This is a genomic window from Paraconexibacter sp. AEG42_29, assembly GCF_040581415.1.
In the GTDB taxonomy this organism is placed as follows: domain Bacteria; phylum Actinomycetota; class Thermoleophilia; order Solirubrobacterales; family Solirubrobacteraceae; genus Paraconexibacter.
In genome coordinates, this window is sequence record NZ_CP114014.1 from 4,653,502 (window position 1) to 4,671,479 (window position 17,978).

The 17,978-nt window shown below is 72.8% G+C and carries 14 protein-coding genes; 4 read left to right on the plus strand and 10 right to left on the minus strand.

Annotated features, from left to right (window positions below):
* Positions 1 to 43 precede the first annotated feature (43 nt).
* The 7 genes from DSM112329_RS22620 to DSM112329_RS22650 form a co-directional block, all read right to left on the minus strand.
* Positions 44 to 868 carry an alpha/beta fold hydrolase gene (locus DSM112329_RS22620; RefSeq protein WP_354698817.1) on the minus strand — a complete coding sequence of 275 codons (825 nt, stop codon included), beginning with the start codon at positions 866 to 868 and terminating at the stop codon, positions 44 to 46.
* Positions 865 to 2,298, minus strand: coding sequence for a wax ester/triacylglycerol synthase domain-containing protein (locus DSM112329_RS22625; protein ID WP_354698818.1), 1,434 nt, complete (start codon positions 2,296 to 2,298; stop codon positions 865 to 867). The genes DSM112329_RS22620 and DSM112329_RS22625 overlap by 4 nt, the downstream gene beginning before the upstream one ends.
* On the minus strand, positions 2,295 to 3,767 hold the full coding sequence (locus tag DSM112329_RS22630; protein WP_354698819.1) for an HAD-IB family hydrolase: 1,473 nt from the start codon (positions 3,765 to 3,767) through the stop codon (positions 2,295 to 2,297). Before DSM112329_RS22630 ends, DSM112329_RS22625 begins: the two co-directional genes overlap by 4 nt.
* A complete protein-coding gene (locus tag DSM112329_RS22635) occupies positions 3,754 to 6,057 on the minus strand; it encodes a glycerol-3-phosphate 1-O-acyltransferase (protein ID WP_354698820.1) in 2,304 nt (767 codons plus the stop codon). Before DSM112329_RS22635 ends, DSM112329_RS22630 begins: the two co-directional genes overlap by 14 nt.
* Before the next feature lie 153 nt (positions 6,058 to 6,210).
* Positions 6,211 to 7,701 carry a wax ester/triacylglycerol synthase domain-containing protein gene (locus tag DSM112329_RS22640; protein ID WP_354698821.1) on the minus strand — a complete coding sequence of 497 codons (1,491 nt, stop codon included), beginning with the start codon at positions 7,699 to 7,701 and terminating at the stop codon, positions 6,211 to 6,213.
* Positions 7,698 to 8,609, minus strand: coding sequence for an alpha/beta hydrolase (locus tag DSM112329_RS22645; protein WP_354698822.1), 912 nt, complete (start codon positions 8,607 to 8,609; stop codon positions 7,698 to 7,700). Before DSM112329_RS22645 ends, DSM112329_RS22640 begins: the two co-directional genes overlap by 4 nt.
* 115 nt (positions 8,610 to 8,724) lie before the next feature.
* Positions 8,725 to 10,380: an ABC transporter permease gene (locus tag DSM112329_RS22650; protein ID WP_354698823.1), complete on the minus strand. Its 1,656-nt coding sequence runs from the start codon at positions 10,378 to 10,380 to the stop codon at positions 8,725 to 8,727.
* Between the two features lie 214 nt (positions 10,381 to 10,594).
* Between DSM112329_RS22650 and DSM112329_RS22655 the strand changes: the two genes are divergently transcribed.
* On the plus strand, positions 10,595 to 10,990 hold the full coding sequence (locus DSM112329_RS22655; RefSeq protein WP_354698824.1) for a hypothetical protein: 396 nt from the start codon (positions 10,595 to 10,597) through the stop codon (positions 10,988 to 10,990).
* 10 nt (positions 10,991 to 11,000) lie between these two features.
* On the opposite strand, the gene DSM112329_RS22660 is transcribed toward DSM112329_RS22655, so the two are convergent.
* Positions 11,001 to 11,408 carry a hypothetical protein gene (locus DSM112329_RS22660; protein WP_354698825.1) on the minus strand — a complete coding sequence of 136 codons (408 nt, stop codon included), beginning with the start codon at positions 11,406 to 11,408 and terminating at the stop codon, positions 11,001 to 11,003.
* Positions 11,409 to 11,561: 153 nt separating this feature from the next.
* Here DSM112329_RS22660 and DSM112329_RS22665 point away from each other — a divergent pair, with 153 nt between their 5' ends.
* The 3 genes from DSM112329_RS22665 (at position 11,562) to DSM112329_RS22675 (ending at position 14,572) form a co-directional block, all read left to right on the plus strand.
* The gene (locus tag DSM112329_RS22665; protein WP_354698826.1) at positions 11,562 to 12,740 is read left to right on the plus strand and encodes a LuxR C-terminal-related transcriptional regulator; all 1,179 of its coding nucleotides are present in this window, start codon (positions 11,562 to 11,564) and stop codon (positions 12,738 to 12,740) included.
* Positions 12,741 to 12,756: 16 nt separating this feature from the next.
* Complete coding sequence (locus tag DSM112329_RS22670; RefSeq protein WP_354698827.1) at positions 12,757 to 13,953, plus strand: LuxR C-terminal-related transcriptional regulator; 1,197 nt, start codon at positions 12,757 to 12,759, stop codon at positions 13,951 to 13,953.
* Between the two features lie 199 nt (positions 13,954 to 14,152).
* Positions 14,153 to 14,572 carry a hypothetical protein gene (locus tag DSM112329_RS22675; RefSeq protein WP_354698828.1) on the plus strand — a complete coding sequence of 140 codons (420 nt, stop codon included), beginning with the start codon at positions 14,153 to 14,155 and terminating at the stop codon, positions 14,570 to 14,572.
* A 145-nt stretch (positions 14,573 to 14,717) separates the two neighbouring features.
* Here the strand turns inward: DSM112329_RS22675 and DSM112329_RS22680 are convergent, their stop codons facing one another.
* Together DSM112329_RS22680 and DSM112329_RS22685 are read right to left on the minus strand one after the other, a co-directional pair.
* Positions 14,718 to 15,500 carry a hypothetical protein gene (locus DSM112329_RS22680; protein WP_354698829.1) on the minus strand — a complete coding sequence of 261 codons (783 nt, stop codon included), beginning with the start codon at positions 15,498 to 15,500 and terminating at the stop codon, positions 14,718 to 14,720.
* Entirely contained in the window at positions 15,497 to 17,968 is a 2,472-nt protein-coding gene (locus DSM112329_RS22685) for an MMPL family transporter (protein WP_354698830.1), read from the minus strand. The genes DSM112329_RS22680 and DSM112329_RS22685 overlap by 4 nt, the downstream gene beginning before the upstream one ends.
* Positions 17,969 to 17,978: the final 10 nt, after the last annotated feature.

Below are 17,978 nucleotides of genomic sequence, written 5' to 3' on the forward strand. Positions count from 1 at the left end.
GCGCCGAGTGATAGCTGACGCGCACCCGTCCGTGCGTCATCTGTCACTCGGCGCGCTGGGTGACCTCCAGGATCGTCTTCGTGACCAGCGCCGGGTCGTCGAACATCGGGACGTGGCCGACGTCCGGCAGCGTCACGAGATCCGCTCCGGGGACGCTCGCCAGCAACGGTCGGCCGTACTTCTTGAAGGGGATCGTCCGGTCCTTCTCGCTCCAGGCGACGCGGATCGGGTAGTCGGCCTGCGCGGCGGCCGGGAACGACTCGCGGCCGCCGACCCACGTCAGGAAGCTGTCGAAGACCGCGCAGCCAAGGGACTCCTCGAGCATCGCCGCGACGTCCTGCGGGGGGACGCGGTCGCCGTGGACCGCGACCGACCAGAGGGCGAGCTTGCGCACGCGCGGGGACTGCAGGCGCTTCGGCGTCAGGAACCTGCCGCCGCGGGCGTTCGCCAGACGTGCCGTCTTCATGAGCCGGATGACGCGGTCGCGGTCGCGCGGGCGGTTCCAGCCCCCGGCCGGCGACAGCGCGGTGACCGACAATGCGCGGCCGCGGCGCCCGAGCTCGAGCGACAGCCAGCCGCCGAGCGAGTTGCCGACGATGTGCGCCCGCTCGATCCCCTCGTTGTCCAGCTGCGCCTCGAGCACGTCGAGCATCCCGTCGATCGAGCCGACGAAGCCCGGATCCAGGGCGGCCGCCCCGTGGTGACCAGGCAGCGTCGGCGCGAAGACTGTGTGCTGCGCGGTCAGGTCGTCCAGCAGCGGGCGCCAGACCCGCCAGGTGCCCATGAACCCGTGCAGCAGCACGAGCGGCTCGCCGCTGCCGCCGCGGAAGCCGGTCAGGTCCCCGAGCGCCTCGTCGCTGACGGTCATCCGCGCCAGACGGGCGCCGGGGCGTCCGGGACCAGGGCCAGCACCTCCGTGAAGCCCTCGACCAGGCAGCGGCCGAACAGCTGCGGGTCCTTGATCGCCGCCGGGTCGAGGTTGACCGCCACGCAGCAGGTGTCGCCGTGGCTGATCAGCACGATCATCGCCGCGCACCCGGGCAGGGGCGCGTAGCCGTAGAAGCGCGTCACCTTCGCGCCGGCGAAGTAGGCGTCCTCCCGCAGCCCGGGGACGTTGCTCGCCTGCAGGTCGTTGGCCTTCGTCAGGCCGCCCGCCAGCTGCGCGATGACGGGACCGGGCAGGCGGGCCAGGGCCGGAGCCATCGCGCCGACGCCGTTCAGGGCGGGCTCGGAGCGGACATCCCGCACCGCCGCGCCGACGGCCTGCATCCGGGCGACGGGGTCCTTCTCGGCGACCGGCCCGGACAGGCGGGCGGCGGCGAACGCGTTGCCGCCGGCCGGGTCGCCCTCCTTGCGGATGCTGATCGGCATCGCGAACGGCATCGCCTCGATGGCGACGTCGTGCTCCTCGTGGTAGCGACGGAAGCCGCCGAGCAGCGCGGCCAGGAAGGCGTCGTTCAGCGAGGCGCCCGCCGCCTTGGAAGCGGCCCGCAGCGGCGCGAACTCGACGTCGAGCGCGCCGAACCACCAGTCGGTGCTGCGATCCGCCAGGAGCGGCGAGGGCGCGGCGCCGCTGTCGCCCAGGACCCGCTGAAGCGACGCGACGTAGCGCGCGAGGTCACGCGCCGCCTTGTCCGGGCGCCCGAACCGCAGCAGGCGACCGGGGACCGAGGCCACCGCGCCCACCACGCCGCGGACGTCCCGCCCGGCCTGGTCGGTGACCGCCCGCACGACGGACGTGCTCCCCGCCGCGGGGAGCGGCGGCGTCTGCTTCGGCCCGGATGGCCCACGCTGGCGCGAGTGCAGCCCGGCGACGAGCTGGATCCCCGCCATGCCGTCGAGCGTCGCGTGGTGCATCTTCAGCGCGTAGACGGCCTCGCCGTCCGGGAGGCCCTCGATCAGGACCGCCTGCCACGGCGGCTTGGCGCGGTCGAACGGCACCTTGGCGATGTCGCGCGCGCGATCGAGGGCGTCGCGCATGGTGGCGCCCTCCGGCAGCCGCACACGCCGCACGTGGTAGTCCAGGTCGAACGACGGGTCCTGCACCCAGCTGGGCTGGCCGAGCCCGGCCGGGCCGTCGACGATGCGCTCGCGGAACCGCGGCACGATGCGGGAGCCCCAGTCGTGCGCGGCGTAGAACCGCTCCCAGTCCGGCTCGCAGTCCAGGACCTCCAGGGCGAGCACCGTCGAGCTCAGCGCGGGATCGACCTCCGCCCGCCACATGATCGTCTCCAGGGCGTTGAGCCGGTCGGCCACGCCCCATTCGAAGACGCCGTCCTCGTGCGCCGTGTTGGTCATGCCTTCGCCTCCGGTCGGGTTCCCGCGTAGCTGCCGGGCCAGTTCTTCAGGACGTCGAGCATCGCGTCGCGGACCTCGTCCGCGTGCGCTCCGACGGTCTTCGGCTTCCAGTCGGTGGTGACGAACGGCGGCAGGATCACGACCTCGACCCGGCCGGGCCGGATCATCTGGCCGCCGCGCGACTGCACGGTGTGGATGCCCTTCAGGACGATCGGGACGACCGGTACCCCGGCCTGCATCGCGATGTGGAACGGTCCCTTCTTGAACGGCGCGAGCCGCGGGGTCGGCGTCCGGGTCCCCTCGGGGGAGATCATCAGCGACTTGCCGCCGCGGACCGCCTCGACGACCGGCGCCAGCGCCTCGCGGGCCTTCGCGTTGTCGCTGCGGTCGATGAACGTCATGCCGGCGAGCTGGAAGAACTGGCCGAACAGCGGCACGTTCTTCGCCTGCGCCTTGCCGACCGCCGTGAAGCGCTCGCGGATGAGCTTGGTCACCACCAGGGGGTCCATCTTCGACTGGTGGTTGAAGAGGAAGATCGCCGGCCGGTGGGACCAGAGGTGCTCCTCGCCCTCGATGACGTCCACGTCGACGCCCGCGAGCTTCAGGCTCACGTCCGTCCCCATGCCCATGCCCACGTCGGCCATCGCGCTGCGCTTGCCGGAGATCAGCCCGACACCGGCGCCGATGCTCATGGCGCCCAGCAGCCCGCCGTAGAAGGCGGCGGTGCGGGCGACGTCCTTCGGCCCGGGCAGGCCCGACGGCGGCTTCTGGCAGCGCAGCACCGGCCAGCCCCGCAGCGCGGCCTCGGCGTGCAGGTCCGGGTCCGGCTCGATCGCGGTCGCGTGCCCGACCGCCTCCAGGAAGGGGATGTCCTCGCGCCCGTTGGAGTACGCGAAGGACGACGCGAGGTCCAGGCCCTGGGCGGCGGCGAGGTCGCGCAGGCCGCGGGCCTTCTCGGGCCCGAACAGGGGCTCACCGATCACCAGGCCGGTGATGCGGCCCTCGATGATCTCGATCTCCGTGCTGAGGACGTGCTCGATGCCGAGCTCGCGCGCCATCGGCTCGGTCTGGAAACGCATCGCGGACGACGCCAGGACCAGGGTGTGGCCCATCTCGCGGTGCGCCTCGACGAGGGCGAACGCCTCGTGGTGCAGCTTCGACGCGATCGTCCCCTTGAAGAGCTTCTCGCCGAGCGCCTCGAGCGTCGCCTCCTCCGTCCCGATCCAGGCCTCGAGCGCGAACGTGAAGAAGCTCGCGAACTCCGACGGGTCGCCGATTCCGCGGCGCGCGATCATGGCGGTGCGCGCGAGCTCGATCGGGCCCATGTCGCCCTTCTTGATCCGGTGCTCGTAGAACGCGCCCGCGGAGAAGCCCGAGATGAGCGTGCCGTCGTAGTCGAACGCGGCCACGACCTGCGGCCCCGGGTCCGCGGCGTAGATCTTGTCCAGCAGGGCGTCAACGGTCGTCATCGAGTACCTCGTTCAGTGCGGCGGTGTCGGCGGAGTGGACCTGCTCGAGCCCGACCAGGACCTCCTTGACCTCGGCGAGCCAGGCGGCCCGCGCGACGCGGACCTCGTCGCGACCGGGATCCACGAGGTCGCGGTTGGCGGCCAGGTCCAGCGCGGCCGCGAACGAGTCGCGGGACACGGCGGCCTCGCTGTGGAGCCGTCCCTGGAGGACCATCTGGTGCCCGACCTCCATGCACTGCTGGACGAACTCCTTGGGGTCGACGGCGAGCCGCGGCTCGCGCTCGTACAGCAGCGTGGCGGCCACGAGCTGCGCGTCGACGAACGCCCGCAGCGTGCGGTGCGCGACCAGCAGCGTGGCGCCGGACAGCAGCGCCGTGGCGCCTGCGCCGTCGGCGGCGCGCTCGCGCCAGTCAGGGTGGATGAGCTCGAGCTCGGCCTGCAGCTGCGTCCGGAACCGCTCCTTCTCCGCGAAGAAGAACTCGAACTTGAGCAGGTCGCGCAGCCGTAGCGCGGCCTCCCACGCCGGGTCGGTGATGTCGGTGCTGTCGTCGGCGCGGGTCCGCAGGACCTCGAGCAGGGCGAGCTCGATGATGGCCCGGTTCACGAAGTGGTGCACGGCGCCGTTGCGGTAGAAGGCGGCGATGTGCAGCTTGCCCGGATCCACCGACCAGACGGGCTCGCTGCCGGCGTCGTAGCACGTGACGATGCCGGCGTCGACGAGGCTGTCCAGGCCGCCGCGCAGGCCGCCCGGCCGGGCCATCTCGATGATGGGACCGGGCAGGTCGCGCCTGGCCGCGTAGTCCAGGAGCGGCCGCGTCAGCTCCTCGATCTGCGGATATGTGAGCGCGACGCCCTGCGACCCCAGCAGCGCGAACGTCACCAGCGAGGTCGGCGTGAGCGGGCTGACGGCGTTGATCCCGTCGCAGATGCGGAACGCCACCTTCTCGAGCCGGACCGCAGGATCGCCGGCCTCGTCGAGCGCCTGGCGGAGCATGAACGGCTCGCCGAAGTGCACGCGCGCCTTGCCCACGTTCTGGCGCTGGCTGCGCACGTAGTCGAACATCCAGCGCAGCCCCTCGCGCTGCTTGGCCTTCCCCTGCTGCTCGGTCGCCATCGCGCCGACCTCGCGCAGGCGGTCGTACACGATGGACACGGGCACGAGCGCGACGTCGTCGGCGCGGTCGTCGTCGATCGCCTCGGTCAGGTAGCGCAGCAGGCCGAGCTTCGGCGGGCGCAGCTTCCCGGTCCGGGTCCGGCCCCCCTCGATGTACCACTCGAGGTTGAAGCGCTTGGACACCAGGTGCCCGAGGAACTCCCGCACCGCGAGCTTGTAGACGCGGTCGGTGCCGAAGTTGCGGCGGATGAACACCACGCCGGCGCGGCGGCCGATCGGGCCGAGCGGCCACCACGCCATGTTGTTGCCGCCCAGGACGTGGTTGCGCGGCAGGTCGTTGGTCTGCAGCGCCTCCTGCAGGACGAGCGGGTCGACGTAGGAGCGGTGCGTCGGCAGGAAGACCAGCGCGTGCTTCTTGTTCAGCTCGCGCAGCGGCTCGAGGCCGGCGCGGTCGACCTCGACCGTCCACGCGTGCGCGTGCATCGGGGCCATGAACCTGCGGTAGGCATCGATCCCGAGCGGGGACTGGACGGTCGCCAGCTCGGCGAGGCACGCCTCGCCGTCGGCCTGCAGGTCCTCGACGGTCCGCCCGGTGATCGGCGCCAGCGCCGCGATGCGCTCGCGGAACCGCGCGCTGGCGGCGATCTGCTCGGCCACCAGGCGCGGGACCTTGTAGCGGTCGCCCAGCAGCAGGCGCTCGGCCCGGTCACACGTGAGGACCGCCTGCCGGGCGACGAACGCGCTCAGCGCGGCGTCCCCGCGGGATCCGGTCTCGGCCGCGAACCGCGCGCGCAGGTCCGCCACGGTCGCCGCCTGGCCGGCGGTCACCTGGACCCGGCCGCGGCTGTGGTCCGCGACACGGCCCTGCAGGACGCCCCACGGACGGCGGGGCTGCATCAGGGAGAGCAGCTCGCCGACCCCGGCCTTGTCCTCCTCGTCCGCGGGCGGCAGCCACGTGACGCGGACGGGCACGACCTCCCGCCCGTCCAGGTCGCCCAGGCGGCCGGCGACCGCCGGCGAGTCGTGCGGGACGACCTCGGCACCGGGATGCGTGCGGCTGCACCACTCGTCGATCAGGCGCTGCTCGGTCGTGCTCTTGGCGCCGACGCTGAGGACCAGCGGCGGCGGGACGTGACCCGACGGCGTATCCGTCGGGTCTGGGCTGAGTGTGGTCATTCGCTTCCCGGGCAGCACGACGTGGACAAGCGCTACCTGCCCACCCTCTCAGGCCGCGCAACCCCGGGCATCGACCCAGTGGGGGACGTCCCTCTCCTGCGCGGGGGGGTAAATCGGTTTCAGCGCCCACGCGCCGGGTTGCCCGGCCCGCCGTCAGGCCGCCGGCTCGAGCAACGTGTCGGCCAGCAGCTCCGCGAACGTCTCGTCCAGACAGCGGCTCATCAGCGCGGGGTCGGTGACCGCGGCGGTGTCGTAGTTGAAGCCGATGCAGGCCTGATCCTGGTGGGTCACGAGCGTGGCGGACAGCGCGCAGCCGGTCGTCGGGCCGAACGAGAACATCCGCAGGACGCGGCCGCCGGCGAGGTAGGCGTCGCGGTTCAGGCCGCGCACCACGAACGCCTGCAGGGCCAGCGGCCGGTTCGAGCGCTCCATGGCCTGGGCGACCAGCGCGGTCGGCGTACGGCTGATCGCGGGCGCCGCCAGCTTGACCAGGTCGACGGTGGTGCGCTGCTCGGCGACCGCGACGCGCTCGCGCAGGACGGCCACCCGCTGGGCCGCGCTCATGCGGCCGGTCGGGGCGCTGATCCGGGCGCGGGCGAAGCGGTCGCTGCTGCCGTCCAGCCGCAGCTGCAGCGGGACGGCGACCGGCAGCTCGTCGAGCGGCGTGCCGAGAGCGGCGTGGTACCGGCCCAGCGCGTCGATCGCCGCGGCCAGCATCCCGTCCGCGAAGCCCCGGCCGGCAGCCGCCCGCAGCCGCTCGGTCGGCAGGTCGATGGCGTGGAAGGCACGGTGGGAGCTGCGGGCCCGCAGCAGCGGGGAGCCGGCGCCGGCGCCGCCGACCAGCGACTCGGCCACCGTCTGCGCGACCTCGAGCGACGCGACGATGCTCCGCGCCGGGTGACGCAGGAGGGTGGCGCCGGTTCGCGCGGCACCGGTTGCGGCGCGGCTGACGGCCAGCGGCGTCTCGGCCACGGCCTGGAGCGCATGCTGCGCGGAGAGCCGTAGCGGCGTGATCGGCTCGTGGATGCCCTGCGGCAGCTGCGGCGACCCGGCGGTCGGCTCGCGCACGCTGCTGTGGAGCAGCTCGAACAGCGCGACGAGCGCCTGGTCGTCGGCCATCGCGTGGTGGAGCTTCAGCGCGTAGGCGGACTGGCCGCCCGGGAGCCCTTCGACGAGCGTGGCCTGCCACAGCGGACGGGTCGGGTCGAAGGTCTCCTCGTGCATCGCGCTCGCGACGGCGAGCGCGTCGGCCAGCGTCCCGCCGGAGCCGAGCTGCACGCGCCGGACGTGGTGCTCGAGGTCGACGCGCGTGTCCGCCCACGCAGGGGGACCGATCCGCAAGGGATCGGACACGACCCGCTGGCGTAGACGCGGGACGCGACCGAGCGCCCAGCTGTGACCGTGGACGAGCCGTCGCCAGTCGGGCGTGATGTCGAGCACCTCGACGACGACGCTCGCCGCGCGGAGCGTCGCGCGGTCGGAGGCGTGCCAGAGGGCGGCCTCGACCGCGGTCATCTCCGTCCCCTGGCCCCAGCGCACGATCGTCCGGTCGTACTGGAAGGCCGCACTCGCGCGATCGGGCGACGGCTGTGGCTGCGGCGCCGCAGCGGGCACGGGCAGCGGGCCGAGCTTGCGTGCGGTCATGATGCGCTCCGTGCTCGCGAGGGCTGCGGGGTGGACGCGTCCACGTCGAGCGTCACCTCGAGGATCGTGGCGGTGACGAGCAGCGGGTCGTCGTACATCGGGACGTGCCCCACGCCGGGCATGACGGTGAACTCGGCGTTCGGGACGCGGTCCAGCAGCGGACGGCCGTGGTCGTCCGCCGGGATCGTGCGGTCGTTCTGGCTCCAGGCGATCCGGACACGGCACGTCACATGGGACATGTCGCTGTTGAAGCCGCCGTCGCGCTGCGTCGCCACCATGAACTGGTCGATGATCGTGCACCCGCCGGCGTCCTCGATCATCTGCAGCATGCGGCCCGGGGGCATGCGGTCCCCGCGCTCCATGACGGACTTCAGCATCGCGCGCCGCGCCTGCGGCGCCAGCAGCGGCCCCCGCAGGAACGGCGACGAGCGCACGCTGAGCCGGGTGATGTTGCGGATCATCGTCGCGGTCCGGTGCAGGTGCCCGGGGTCCCGCCACCCGCCGGCCGGCGACAGCGCCACCACGGACCGCGCCCGCCCCCGGCGCGCGAGCTCGAGCGACAGCCAGCCCCCGAGCGAGTTGCCGCAGATGTGAGCGGTCCCGATGCCGGCGGCGTCCAGGCTCTGCTCGATTCCGTCGGCGAGCAGCTTGATGCTGACCTCGGTCTCGCGCGCGATGACCGGGCCGCCGTGATGTCCCGGCAACGTCACCGCGGTGACCTCGTGGTGCCGCTCGAGCGTCTCGAGGACGGGGTGCCAGATCCGCCAGCTGCCGGTGAAGCCGTGCAGCAGGACGAGCGGCGAGCCTTCGCCGCCGCGGTGCAGGGGTGCTGGGGGTGGCCGGCGCGCGATCGCCGGCTCAGTCGTCGTGTTCGGACAGGGTGATCTGCGAACGGTAGGCCATCGCACCACTCGGGGGCGCCCACCCCGCGGGAGAAGGTGCCCCCCGAAAAGGGGCACAGACCGGCGCACGGACCCGCACAGCGCTGCTACCCGCGCGAGTGACTCCCGGAAGTCCGGCGGATCACCTGTGCTGCGGCACGCGACCCAGCGACCGCACCGCGAGACCGAGGAAGACGACCGCGATCGCGACGAGCCCGATGATCGGCGTCGTCGGCTGCGCCGCGAAGAAGGAGGCCTCCAGGCCGGTCACGGAGCCGAGATTCGACCCCAGCCGCTCGTCCAGCCCCATGGCCCCGCCGATGCCGCCCAGTGCCCAGCGCCCGGTGACCGCGTTCGTCAGCACCTGCAGCGGCGGGATCATCTTGTCGACCGGGATCAGCGCGCCTGCGAACAGCAACTGGGGAATCAGCAGCAGCGGGACGGACGTCGTCGCCTGATCCGGCGTCCGGGCCCAGGCCGACAGCCAGAGCCCCATCGCCGCAGCGCTCCAGCCGGTGACCACGCAGAGCCCGAGAATCAGCGGTGCACCCTCCGGCACCGGCTGCAGGATCAGGACGACGATGGCCATCAGCAGCGTCTGCGCAGCGACGACCGGCATCAGCGTGAGCGCCTTGGCGAAGACGTAGGCCTCCGCGCGCACGCCGACCGCGAGCTCGCGGTCGATGATCGCGCGTTCGGAGACGACGGTCCGGCAGGCCGCGATGACGCCGAGCCAGATGCTCGCCGTCAGCAGCATGAAGCTGAGGAGCATCCCGTAGAACGGGCCGAGGGTCTGGTCCTCGACGACACCGCGCGGCAGGACGACCGCCATCGCGAGGCCGATGACCGGCGCCTGGCCGATGAGGATCGCCAGCGACCGGCGATCGCGCAGCTGGCAGATCGCCGCGCGCGAGACGAGCGTTCCGAGCTGGGCCCCGCCGCCCGGGGCGGCGCCGCGTACGCGGTCGCCGCTGCCGTGGCCCGCCGGGACCGCGGGCAGCTGCGCGTGTCCTCCGCGTCCGGCGGGCGCGCTCAGCGCGGCGTACGCCTCCTCGAGGTCCCGGACGCCGAGGGCGCCCGTCACTCCCTCGGGCGGCCCGATGTAGCGCACGGTCCCCCCCGGGCCCATCGCCACGATCGTGTCGCAGAGGTGCAGGCTGGCGGTGGAGTGCGTCGCGACGAGGACCCCGCGGCCATCGCCGGTCAGCTCGCGCAGCATCACCATCAGGCGCCGCTCCAGACCGGGATCCAGGCCGGCGGCGGGCTCGTCCAGCAGCAGGACCTGCGGCCGGCCGACGAGCTCGACCGCGCAGGACGTGCGCCGGCGCTGGCCCTTCGAGAGGCTGGCGACGCGCGTCTCGCCGAACTCCAGCATGTCCAGGTCGCTGACCACCCCCTCGACCCGCGCGACGAGCTCGGCCTCGCGGGCGCCGGGCTCGGCCCGTAGGCGCGCGGCGAAGAGCAGCTCCTCGAACACGCTCAGCTCGTCATGCAGCAGGTCGTCCGACGGGACGAAGCCGATTCCGCCGGCCGCGGTGCCGTCGCCGGCCAGCAGCTGCACCGATCCCCGCGTCCGGGCCTCCGGGCCGGCGAGCGCGCGCAGCAGCGAGGTCTTGCCGGCGCCGCTTGGGCCGATGACGGCGACCAGCTCGCCGACGCCGAGCGCCAGCGAGACGGGCTCCACCAGGGTGCGGTCGTCGGCCTCCACGCTGACCTCGCGCGCGATCAGCAGCGGCGCGCGCAAGGGCGCCGAGGACGAGCCTGCCGGGACGGCGGCGGCGCGGGTGACGTCGGTCATCCTCGAACCATGCCCTCTCCTGTGCGCCAAAGCATCCGCTGCAGGGATGACTTCCGGGGTGCTTTGGGGATAAGGTTTGTGTCGAAGGAGACAATCGCGACGGTTCCGGCAAGGTCGACGTGATCAGGTCGGGCGGGCGCGGATGGAGGAGAGAGAGGACGGGATGGTCAACCCAGCGCGGTCACTCGACCGGGTCACAGGCAGTTCCCCTGCGGTGGAGGTCGGTGCGTCGCCGGCGCAGCGCGTCGCGTCGTTCGTCGATGTGGTCCAGGAGGCGTTGAAGGACGACGCCGTCGCCTTCCGCATGGCTCAGGCCGGCGTCCTGGTCCGGCTCGACTTCACGGACCGGCCGGTGCAGCCGGTGTTCCTCGCGCTCGACGTCGCCCGTCCGTACGCCACCACGGAGGCCCAGCCCCGTCGCGCGGACGTCGTCCTCACGATGACGACCGCCGACCTCGACAACTGCCTGCGCCAGGGCGAGGAGCTGCCGCTCCGCATCCTCGCCGGCGACATCCGCTTCGAGGGCTACGTCCGCAAGTTCCTGCGCGTGCTTCCCGTCCTGCGCGCCGCCGTGCAGGCGTGCGACGCGGCGCGCGCCCCGGCGACCTGACGGCCCGGGCTCAGTACGCGGACCGGTCCGCTTCCCGGCCGGCCATCATGCGCCGGTAGACGGGGAACAGCGGCTTGGTGAGCGGCAGCAGCGGCAGCAGCCGGGCGATGTCACCGGTGGCCTGGACCTTGCCCTTCGCGAGGCCGACCGCCAGGTTGTACTCGCCACGCCAATAGCGGTCGGCGATGTCCGCCGGCATCGTCAGGACGACGTCCGCGTCCGGCCCCGGGCCGCCCTCCTCGACCGTCATCGGCTCGTGCAGCCGGATCGTCAGCACCGCGTCCGGATCCGTGTGCTGCACCCGCAGCGTCAGCGCGGCGGCAGCCAGCTGCGATCCGACCTCGGGGTGCTCCGCCGCCGCGCGGTAGATCCCGCCGACATAGCGGTACACCTCGCTCGCGTTCTCGAAGATGGGCACGCCTCCATGCTGTCGGCTGGCCCTCGCCGGGACATGCCCCTCACGGGTGAGGGCCGTCCGCTCAAGGAAGGGGGTTGGCGCACCGGAACGCCCTCCGGTGCCCCCGACCCCTGCGTGTATAGTCGCCCCAGGGTTAGAGAGAGAGGGAGTTCGATGGCGACTGCGGCGACGCAGACCGAGAGCACGGACGGCACGCTGGAGCAACGCGCCAAGGCGATCGCGCAGCGCGCGCGCGACCTGATCGAGTCCCACACGCTGGCCACCGATCCGGGGTTTCCCGAGCAGCTGGCCGAGCGTCTCGAGCGCGTCTGCGAGCAGCTCCGCGCGCGACTGCTCGACGACCGCTCGCTGGCCAACGCCCCGATCGAGGCCGCCACGCTCTGCGACGCCCTCGTGGAGCTGACCGACCTGCAGCAGGACCTGCGCGAGACGGTCATCGCGCAGCGCTTCGACGTGCTCTCCCGCATCCACGGCGGGCTCACGCGCCTGCGCGGCGTCGGCTCGGTCGCCGAGCTGCTGCAGGAGACGCCAGAGGAGCTGTGCCACTGCTGCGACTTCGACCGCGCCGTGCTGTCGCGCGTGAACGGCTCCAGCTGGCAGCCCGAGGCGATCTGCATCGCCGCCGGGCAGGACGCGGCCGTCACGGAGGCCACCGAGGAGTTCCTCACGGGGGCCGAGATCCCGCTCAGCCCGATGCTGCTGGAGACCGAGCTCGCGCGCCGCGCGGCTCCGGCCCTGGTCAGCGACCCGCAGACGAGCCAGCGCACGTTCAGCCCGCTGATGGAGGCGTCGGCGACGACGGCCTACGTCGCCGCGCCGGTCCTGCAGGGGCGCCGCGTCATCGGCTTCCTGCACGCGGATGCGTTCGGCAGCGGCCGCGAGCTGACGACGCTGGACCGCGACAACCTCTGGACGTTCGCCGAGGGCTTCGGCCTGATCTTCGAGCGGATGGTCCTCGTCGAGCGCCTCGACGCCCAGCGCTCGCGGGTGCGGGACGCCTTCCGCCACGCGGAGGCGAACCTGGACCAGCTCTGCGACGCGGAGGTGAAGCTCGCCCGTCAGGAGCGCGAGGCCACCTCGGTCACCCAGAGCGCGGCGGGCATGCTCGCGCCGACCCAGTCGCGGATCAACCTGCTGCTGACCGCGCGCGAGCGCGAGGTGCTGAACCTGATGATCAGCGGGGCGCGCAACAGCACGATCGCCGACGAGCTCGTCATCGCCGAGGGCACCGTGAAGTCGCACGTCAAGAACATCTGCCGCAAGCTGCGGGCCTCCAACCGGGCGGAGGCGGTCTCGAAGTACCTGCAGATCGTCATGCGCGCAAAGCTCTAGGCGACCCGACCGTCCGATGACCGTCACCGACGAGCCCCGCGAGCAGCCGTTCCCCGCCGCGTCCCCGACCGTCCGCTGGCGACGCCGGCGCACGCAGCTCACCGCCCGCATCAACGAGGCGGTGCAGCGCGCGAAGGTCCTGATCGGGGCCGACCTCGAGGTCGAGCCGCTCGACGCGAGCAACCCGGGCCAGGCCGCGGAGGTCATCGCCTCGCTCACCTGGCTCGCCATCGAGCGCCTGCGCGAGCAACGGCCCGGCCGGGCGGCGACGGTCGGCATGTGCGAGCTCGTCTGCGACCTGCAGCGCCTCTCGCTCGAGCTGCACGACCACGAGATGGCGACGCGCACCCGCCGCATCGCCGCCGTCGAGTCCGGCCTCTCGAGCCTGCGCGCGATCTCCGACACGTCCGACCTGCTGGACCGCGTCTGCAAGGAGCTCGTGCGCAGTGGCGGCTTCGGCCGGGCGCTGCTCTCGCGGGTCGAGGACGGGGTCTGGTCGCCCTGGGTCGGGCACTTCTCCGACGCGATGCCCGGCTGGTTCGACGCCTGGATCGACACGCGCATCCCCCTCGGCGACATGGTGCTGGAGACGCAGCTGCTGACCGAGCACCGGCCCGCGCTCGTGCACGACACGTCCGCGCCGGAGGTCCACCAGATCACGCGCGACGGGCTGTCCGGCTCGTACGTCGTCGCCCCCGTCATGCCGGCCGGCAACGTCGTGGGGTTTCTCCACGCCGACCATCACCCGTCCGGCCGGCGCTGCGACGAGGCCGACCGCGACGTGCTCTGGGCGTTCGCCGAGGGCTTCGGCCACATCTACGAGCGCACCGTCCTGCTGCAGGGCGTGCGCGCCCAGCGCGAGGAGCTGCGCGACCTGATGTCCGACGTGGACCAGGCCATGCAGCAGCTCAGCGAGTCGGAGATCGAGCTCGCCTTGCAACCCGCCTCGGGCTCCGTCGTCACCCGGACCGCCGTCTCGGTCCTCACGACGATGAGCGCGAAGATGGAGGAGCTGACGCCGCGCGAGGCGGAGGTCCTCGCGCTCATGGTCGCCGGCGCGAAGAACGGTGCGATCGCCGAGAAGCTCGTCATCACCGAAGGCACCGTGAAGTCCCACGTGAAGCACATCCTGCGCAAGCTCGGGGCGGTCAACCGCTCCCAGGCGATCGCGCACTACCTCGGGGTCTCGCACGACGACCTCGACCGCGCCTGACCGCCGGCCACCAGCGCTGGACGCCCCGCGAAAGGGCGACCTCACCGCGTCTCCTCCCAAAGGGGGGGGATCGTGCACCGCAGGCGGGATGCTCCGGAAATGGCCCGGTCTTAGGTTCGATGAGGGATCAGGATCGCGTTCGGTGCGATGTCTGATCAGCCGGACGCACCGGTAGCCGACAGGGAGAGAGAGACCCGCCATGAACCAGCAAGCCCACAGCCTTCCGGCCCTCACCGCCGAGTTCTTCAACCGCGCCGGCGACGACGCGGAGCTGAGCGAGCGGATGAGCTTCGCGGACACGGTCGTCCACATCTACTTCACCGACCTCCCCGACGGGGACAACGCGTGCACGATCTATCTCGACCGCAACCCGATCGGCGGGGAGACGGGCGCCGTCGGCAAGGCCGAGGTCGAGCTGTTCGCGCCGTCCAAGATCTTCATGGGCCTGTTCGCAGGCAAGGAAGCGCTCCCGATCGCCATCGTGCGCGGGGACGTCGAGTACAAGGGCCCGGTGCGCAAGTTCCTGCGCGTCGTCCCGATCCTGACGTCGTTCGACTTCGACATGTTCAAAGACTCCTCACCGGTCACCGGCGAGGCGATCCCCAATCCTGCTGGCTAGCGACCTCCCTCTCTCGCCGTTAGCCGGAAGCACTGCAGGAGGATCGGGCAGGAGGACGACGGGCGCCTTCCCTTTAGGCGCCCGTCGTCGTTTCTGTAAGTAGTTCACGGGGCGCTCCTTTCGGGGCGCCTCGTGTCTTTTCCGGTCAGAGCGCCGGGCCGTCGAACGCCGCGCGGCGCTCCCAGGCCTCGGGCCGACCGCCGGGCCAGTAGCCGAACGCGAGCAGCGCGATGCTCACGAGCCAGGAGATGAACATCGCGTCGCCGATCGGCAGGATCGGGAACGCGCACGCACCCGCGACGCCCCAGTAGCCCAGGAAGCTCGTCAGCAGCCCGACGCGCATCGCCGCGAGCGACAGCCGCGCGACCCAGAACGCGAAGACGGCACGCGCGGCGAGCTCGATCAGCGCGGCAGAGGTGGCGGCGTCGCTGCCGTCGATGAGGTCGCCGGCACGCTTCGCGGTGAGCGGCCCCGAGGTGTACGTGTCGGCGATGTCCTTGAGCGTGAAGTAGCGCCACATGACGGCGGCGGTGACGAGGACGGCGCCGACGACCAGCGAGCGCTGCACCCATGCGGACACCGTGACGCCTCGCCGGGCGACGAGCCAGATGAGGTACAGGCCGACCGGGATGCAGATCAGGAGCCCGACGCCCTTCAGCGCCGCGCCCAGCGCGTGGAGGTCGGCGTGCGCGGCCAGGTCGGCGAGCTCGTTCTGGCGGTCGACGTCGGTCCGCGTCGCCTTGGCCGACCCGGGCTCGCCTGCCCCCTCCCCTCCGCCGGCCCGCGCCAGGCCCAGCGACGCGACGAACACCGCGACGGCGACGAACCCCACGATGCCGGCGATGCGGCCCCGGCGCCGCTCCTCCTGGGCGTCGATCGGCGGCGCGTCGGACCCGTCACGCGTTCCGGCGCCCGTCGGGTCCGTCATGCCACCGGCTCCGGGACGGATGACCCCCGCCGCCGTGACCGGCCGCCGGCGTCCCCTGTCGAGGGCGTGGCGCCGCGGCCGCGATCGAGCGCCACGGCCAGCGGCGGGACGAGCGCAATCGCGGCCAGCACCGACAGCGTGAGCTCGAGCGCGGCGACGACGCCGAACTGCTGCAGGACCGGCAGCCGGCTGAGGCCGAGCACCAGGAAGCCGAGGGCGACCGTGCCGGCGGAGACGATCAGGGGCGTGCTGAGCAGGTCGGTCGCGCGGCGGGCGGCAGCCTCCGGGTCCAGGCCCGCCCGGCGCTCCTCGTGATAGCGCGCCTCCAGCAGCAGGCCGAACTCGACGCCGACGGCGAGGACCAGCGGATCCAGTCCGGCGCTCAGCGGTGACAGCTCCAGGCCGATGCTGTCGACGACGACCGACGTCACGCCGGCGGCGAACAGCGCGGGCGCCAGCGGGATCAGCGCGCGGCGGACGTCGCGGCGCGCCGCCAGCAGCAGCAGGAAGATGATCAGCGCGCTCAGGAGCAGCAGCCACGGGCGCTCCTTCTGCAGGCCGTCGACGCCGGCCGCCGACAGCGCCTGCAGCCCGGAGACCTGCGCGGTGATGCTGCGCGGAGCGCTGCCGTCGAGGACGTCCTGCATCCGCTGGATGAGCTCGGCCTGCTCGCCGGCCGAGCCCAGCGGGATGCCGTAGCTCAGCTCGGCGCGCGTGCGGTCCTTGGTCAGGATGCCGTCGACGAACTGCGCGGGGATCAGCTTCAGGATCCGCGGGATGGCCGCCGCATCGGGGACCCCGGCGCCCGCCGTACCCAGGATCGTGGCGAGGTTCGGCCCCGGGTCCAGCTGGCGGTCGAGCTTCAGCAGCTTCGGCTCGACGTCCTGCATCCACTGCAGCCCCTCGGGGGACGCGACGTTCTTCCCGGTGACCGCCACGCGGATCTGGCCGCCGGTGCCGAGCTCCTCCTGGAGTGCCTCCAGGCGCTGCAGCTCCGGCATGTCACGGTCGGCGAGCTTGCGCACGTCCGACTGCACGTCGGTTCCGCCGCTGAGCACCAGGCCCGCGAGCGTCACCCCGATCAGGACGGCGAGTGCGGCGAAGCGGGCACGCGGGCCGAGCGACGGCCGCGGCAGGCGCAGCTCGGGAAGCGGCCGTGCCGGCCTGTCGAGGGCGACGATCAGCGGCCCGGTGAGCAGCAGCAGGCAGAGCAGACTGCAGCCGACGCCGAGGGCGAGCGTCAGGCCCAGGCGCCCCACCAGCGGCACCGGGCTGAGCATGAGCGCGAGGAACCCCGCCGCCATGACGCCGCCGGCCAGCAGCAGCGTCGGCCCGACCTTGTCGACAGCCGCGTCCGCCGCGGCCCTGGGCTCCAGGCCGCGCCCGCGTTCCAGCCAGTACCTCGCCTGCAGCTGCACGACGTAGTCGACCGCGAGCCCGAGGATGACCGGCAGCGCGGCGAGGGTGGCCGGCGTGAAGCCCAGGCCCAGGGGCCAGCTGAGGCCGGCGGTCAGCGCGACGGCGGCGCCGGCCGGAACCAGCAGGTAGAGCGCCCGGTTGCGTAGGCCCAGGCCCAGCAGCAGCGCGACCGCCATGGCGATGACGACGGCGGGGGCGACCCGCAGCAGCTCGTCGGCGACGCGGTCGGTCGCCTGCGCCACGACGAGCGGCGCGCCGGCCACCGACATCTGCACCCCCGGGAGTCTGCTGCTGCCGATGATCGCCCCGGCGCGGCGTCCGATGTCGGTCACCTCGGCGTCCGAGAGCCCGGCGCGGGGACGCAGCACGACCAGCGCGTGCTCGCGGTCGGGGAACAGGAACGCGAAGCGCTTCTTCGGCTCGACGCCCGAGCCGAGGACAAGCTGCGCGACGAAGTTGCGGTTGGTCGCCGACGGCAGCCCGGTCGCGCCGAAGCGCGCGAGCAGCGCCGAGTACTCCTGCTGGACCGGGGCGAGCGCCTTCAGCCGCGTCTGGTCCTTGATCGTCTCGACCTCCTCGGGCGTGAACTTCCCGCTCTTGGTCGCCTCGGCGGCGGCGGCGTTCGCCGCCTTGTCGGCGGTCTCGGCGATCGGGCCGAGCTCCCGCTTGACGACCGCGAACAGCTGGTCGACCGACCGGTGGACGAAGGTCGACGGGCCGATGGCGGTCTTGACCCCGGGGATCTTCGCCAGCCGGGTCTCGATGACGTCGAGCTTCTCGATGTTCGCCGGGCTCAGCGTCGCGTCCAGGATGTCCCCCTTGAGCAGCACGACGATCGGCTCGCCGCCGAACGCCCGCTCCTGGGCGATCGTCGCGGCGCCGACGTCAGACCCCGAGCGGGCGAGCAGCGTCTGCGACGACGTGGGCGTCAGCTGCAGGGCGGCCAGCGCGGCCACCAGCACGGCGAGGACCCCCAGAACGAGCGCACGGCGCGGTCGTGCGACCGCGCCGTGCGCCATCCGGATGGCGACATCCGGGATGCGCCTCATCGAACCACTC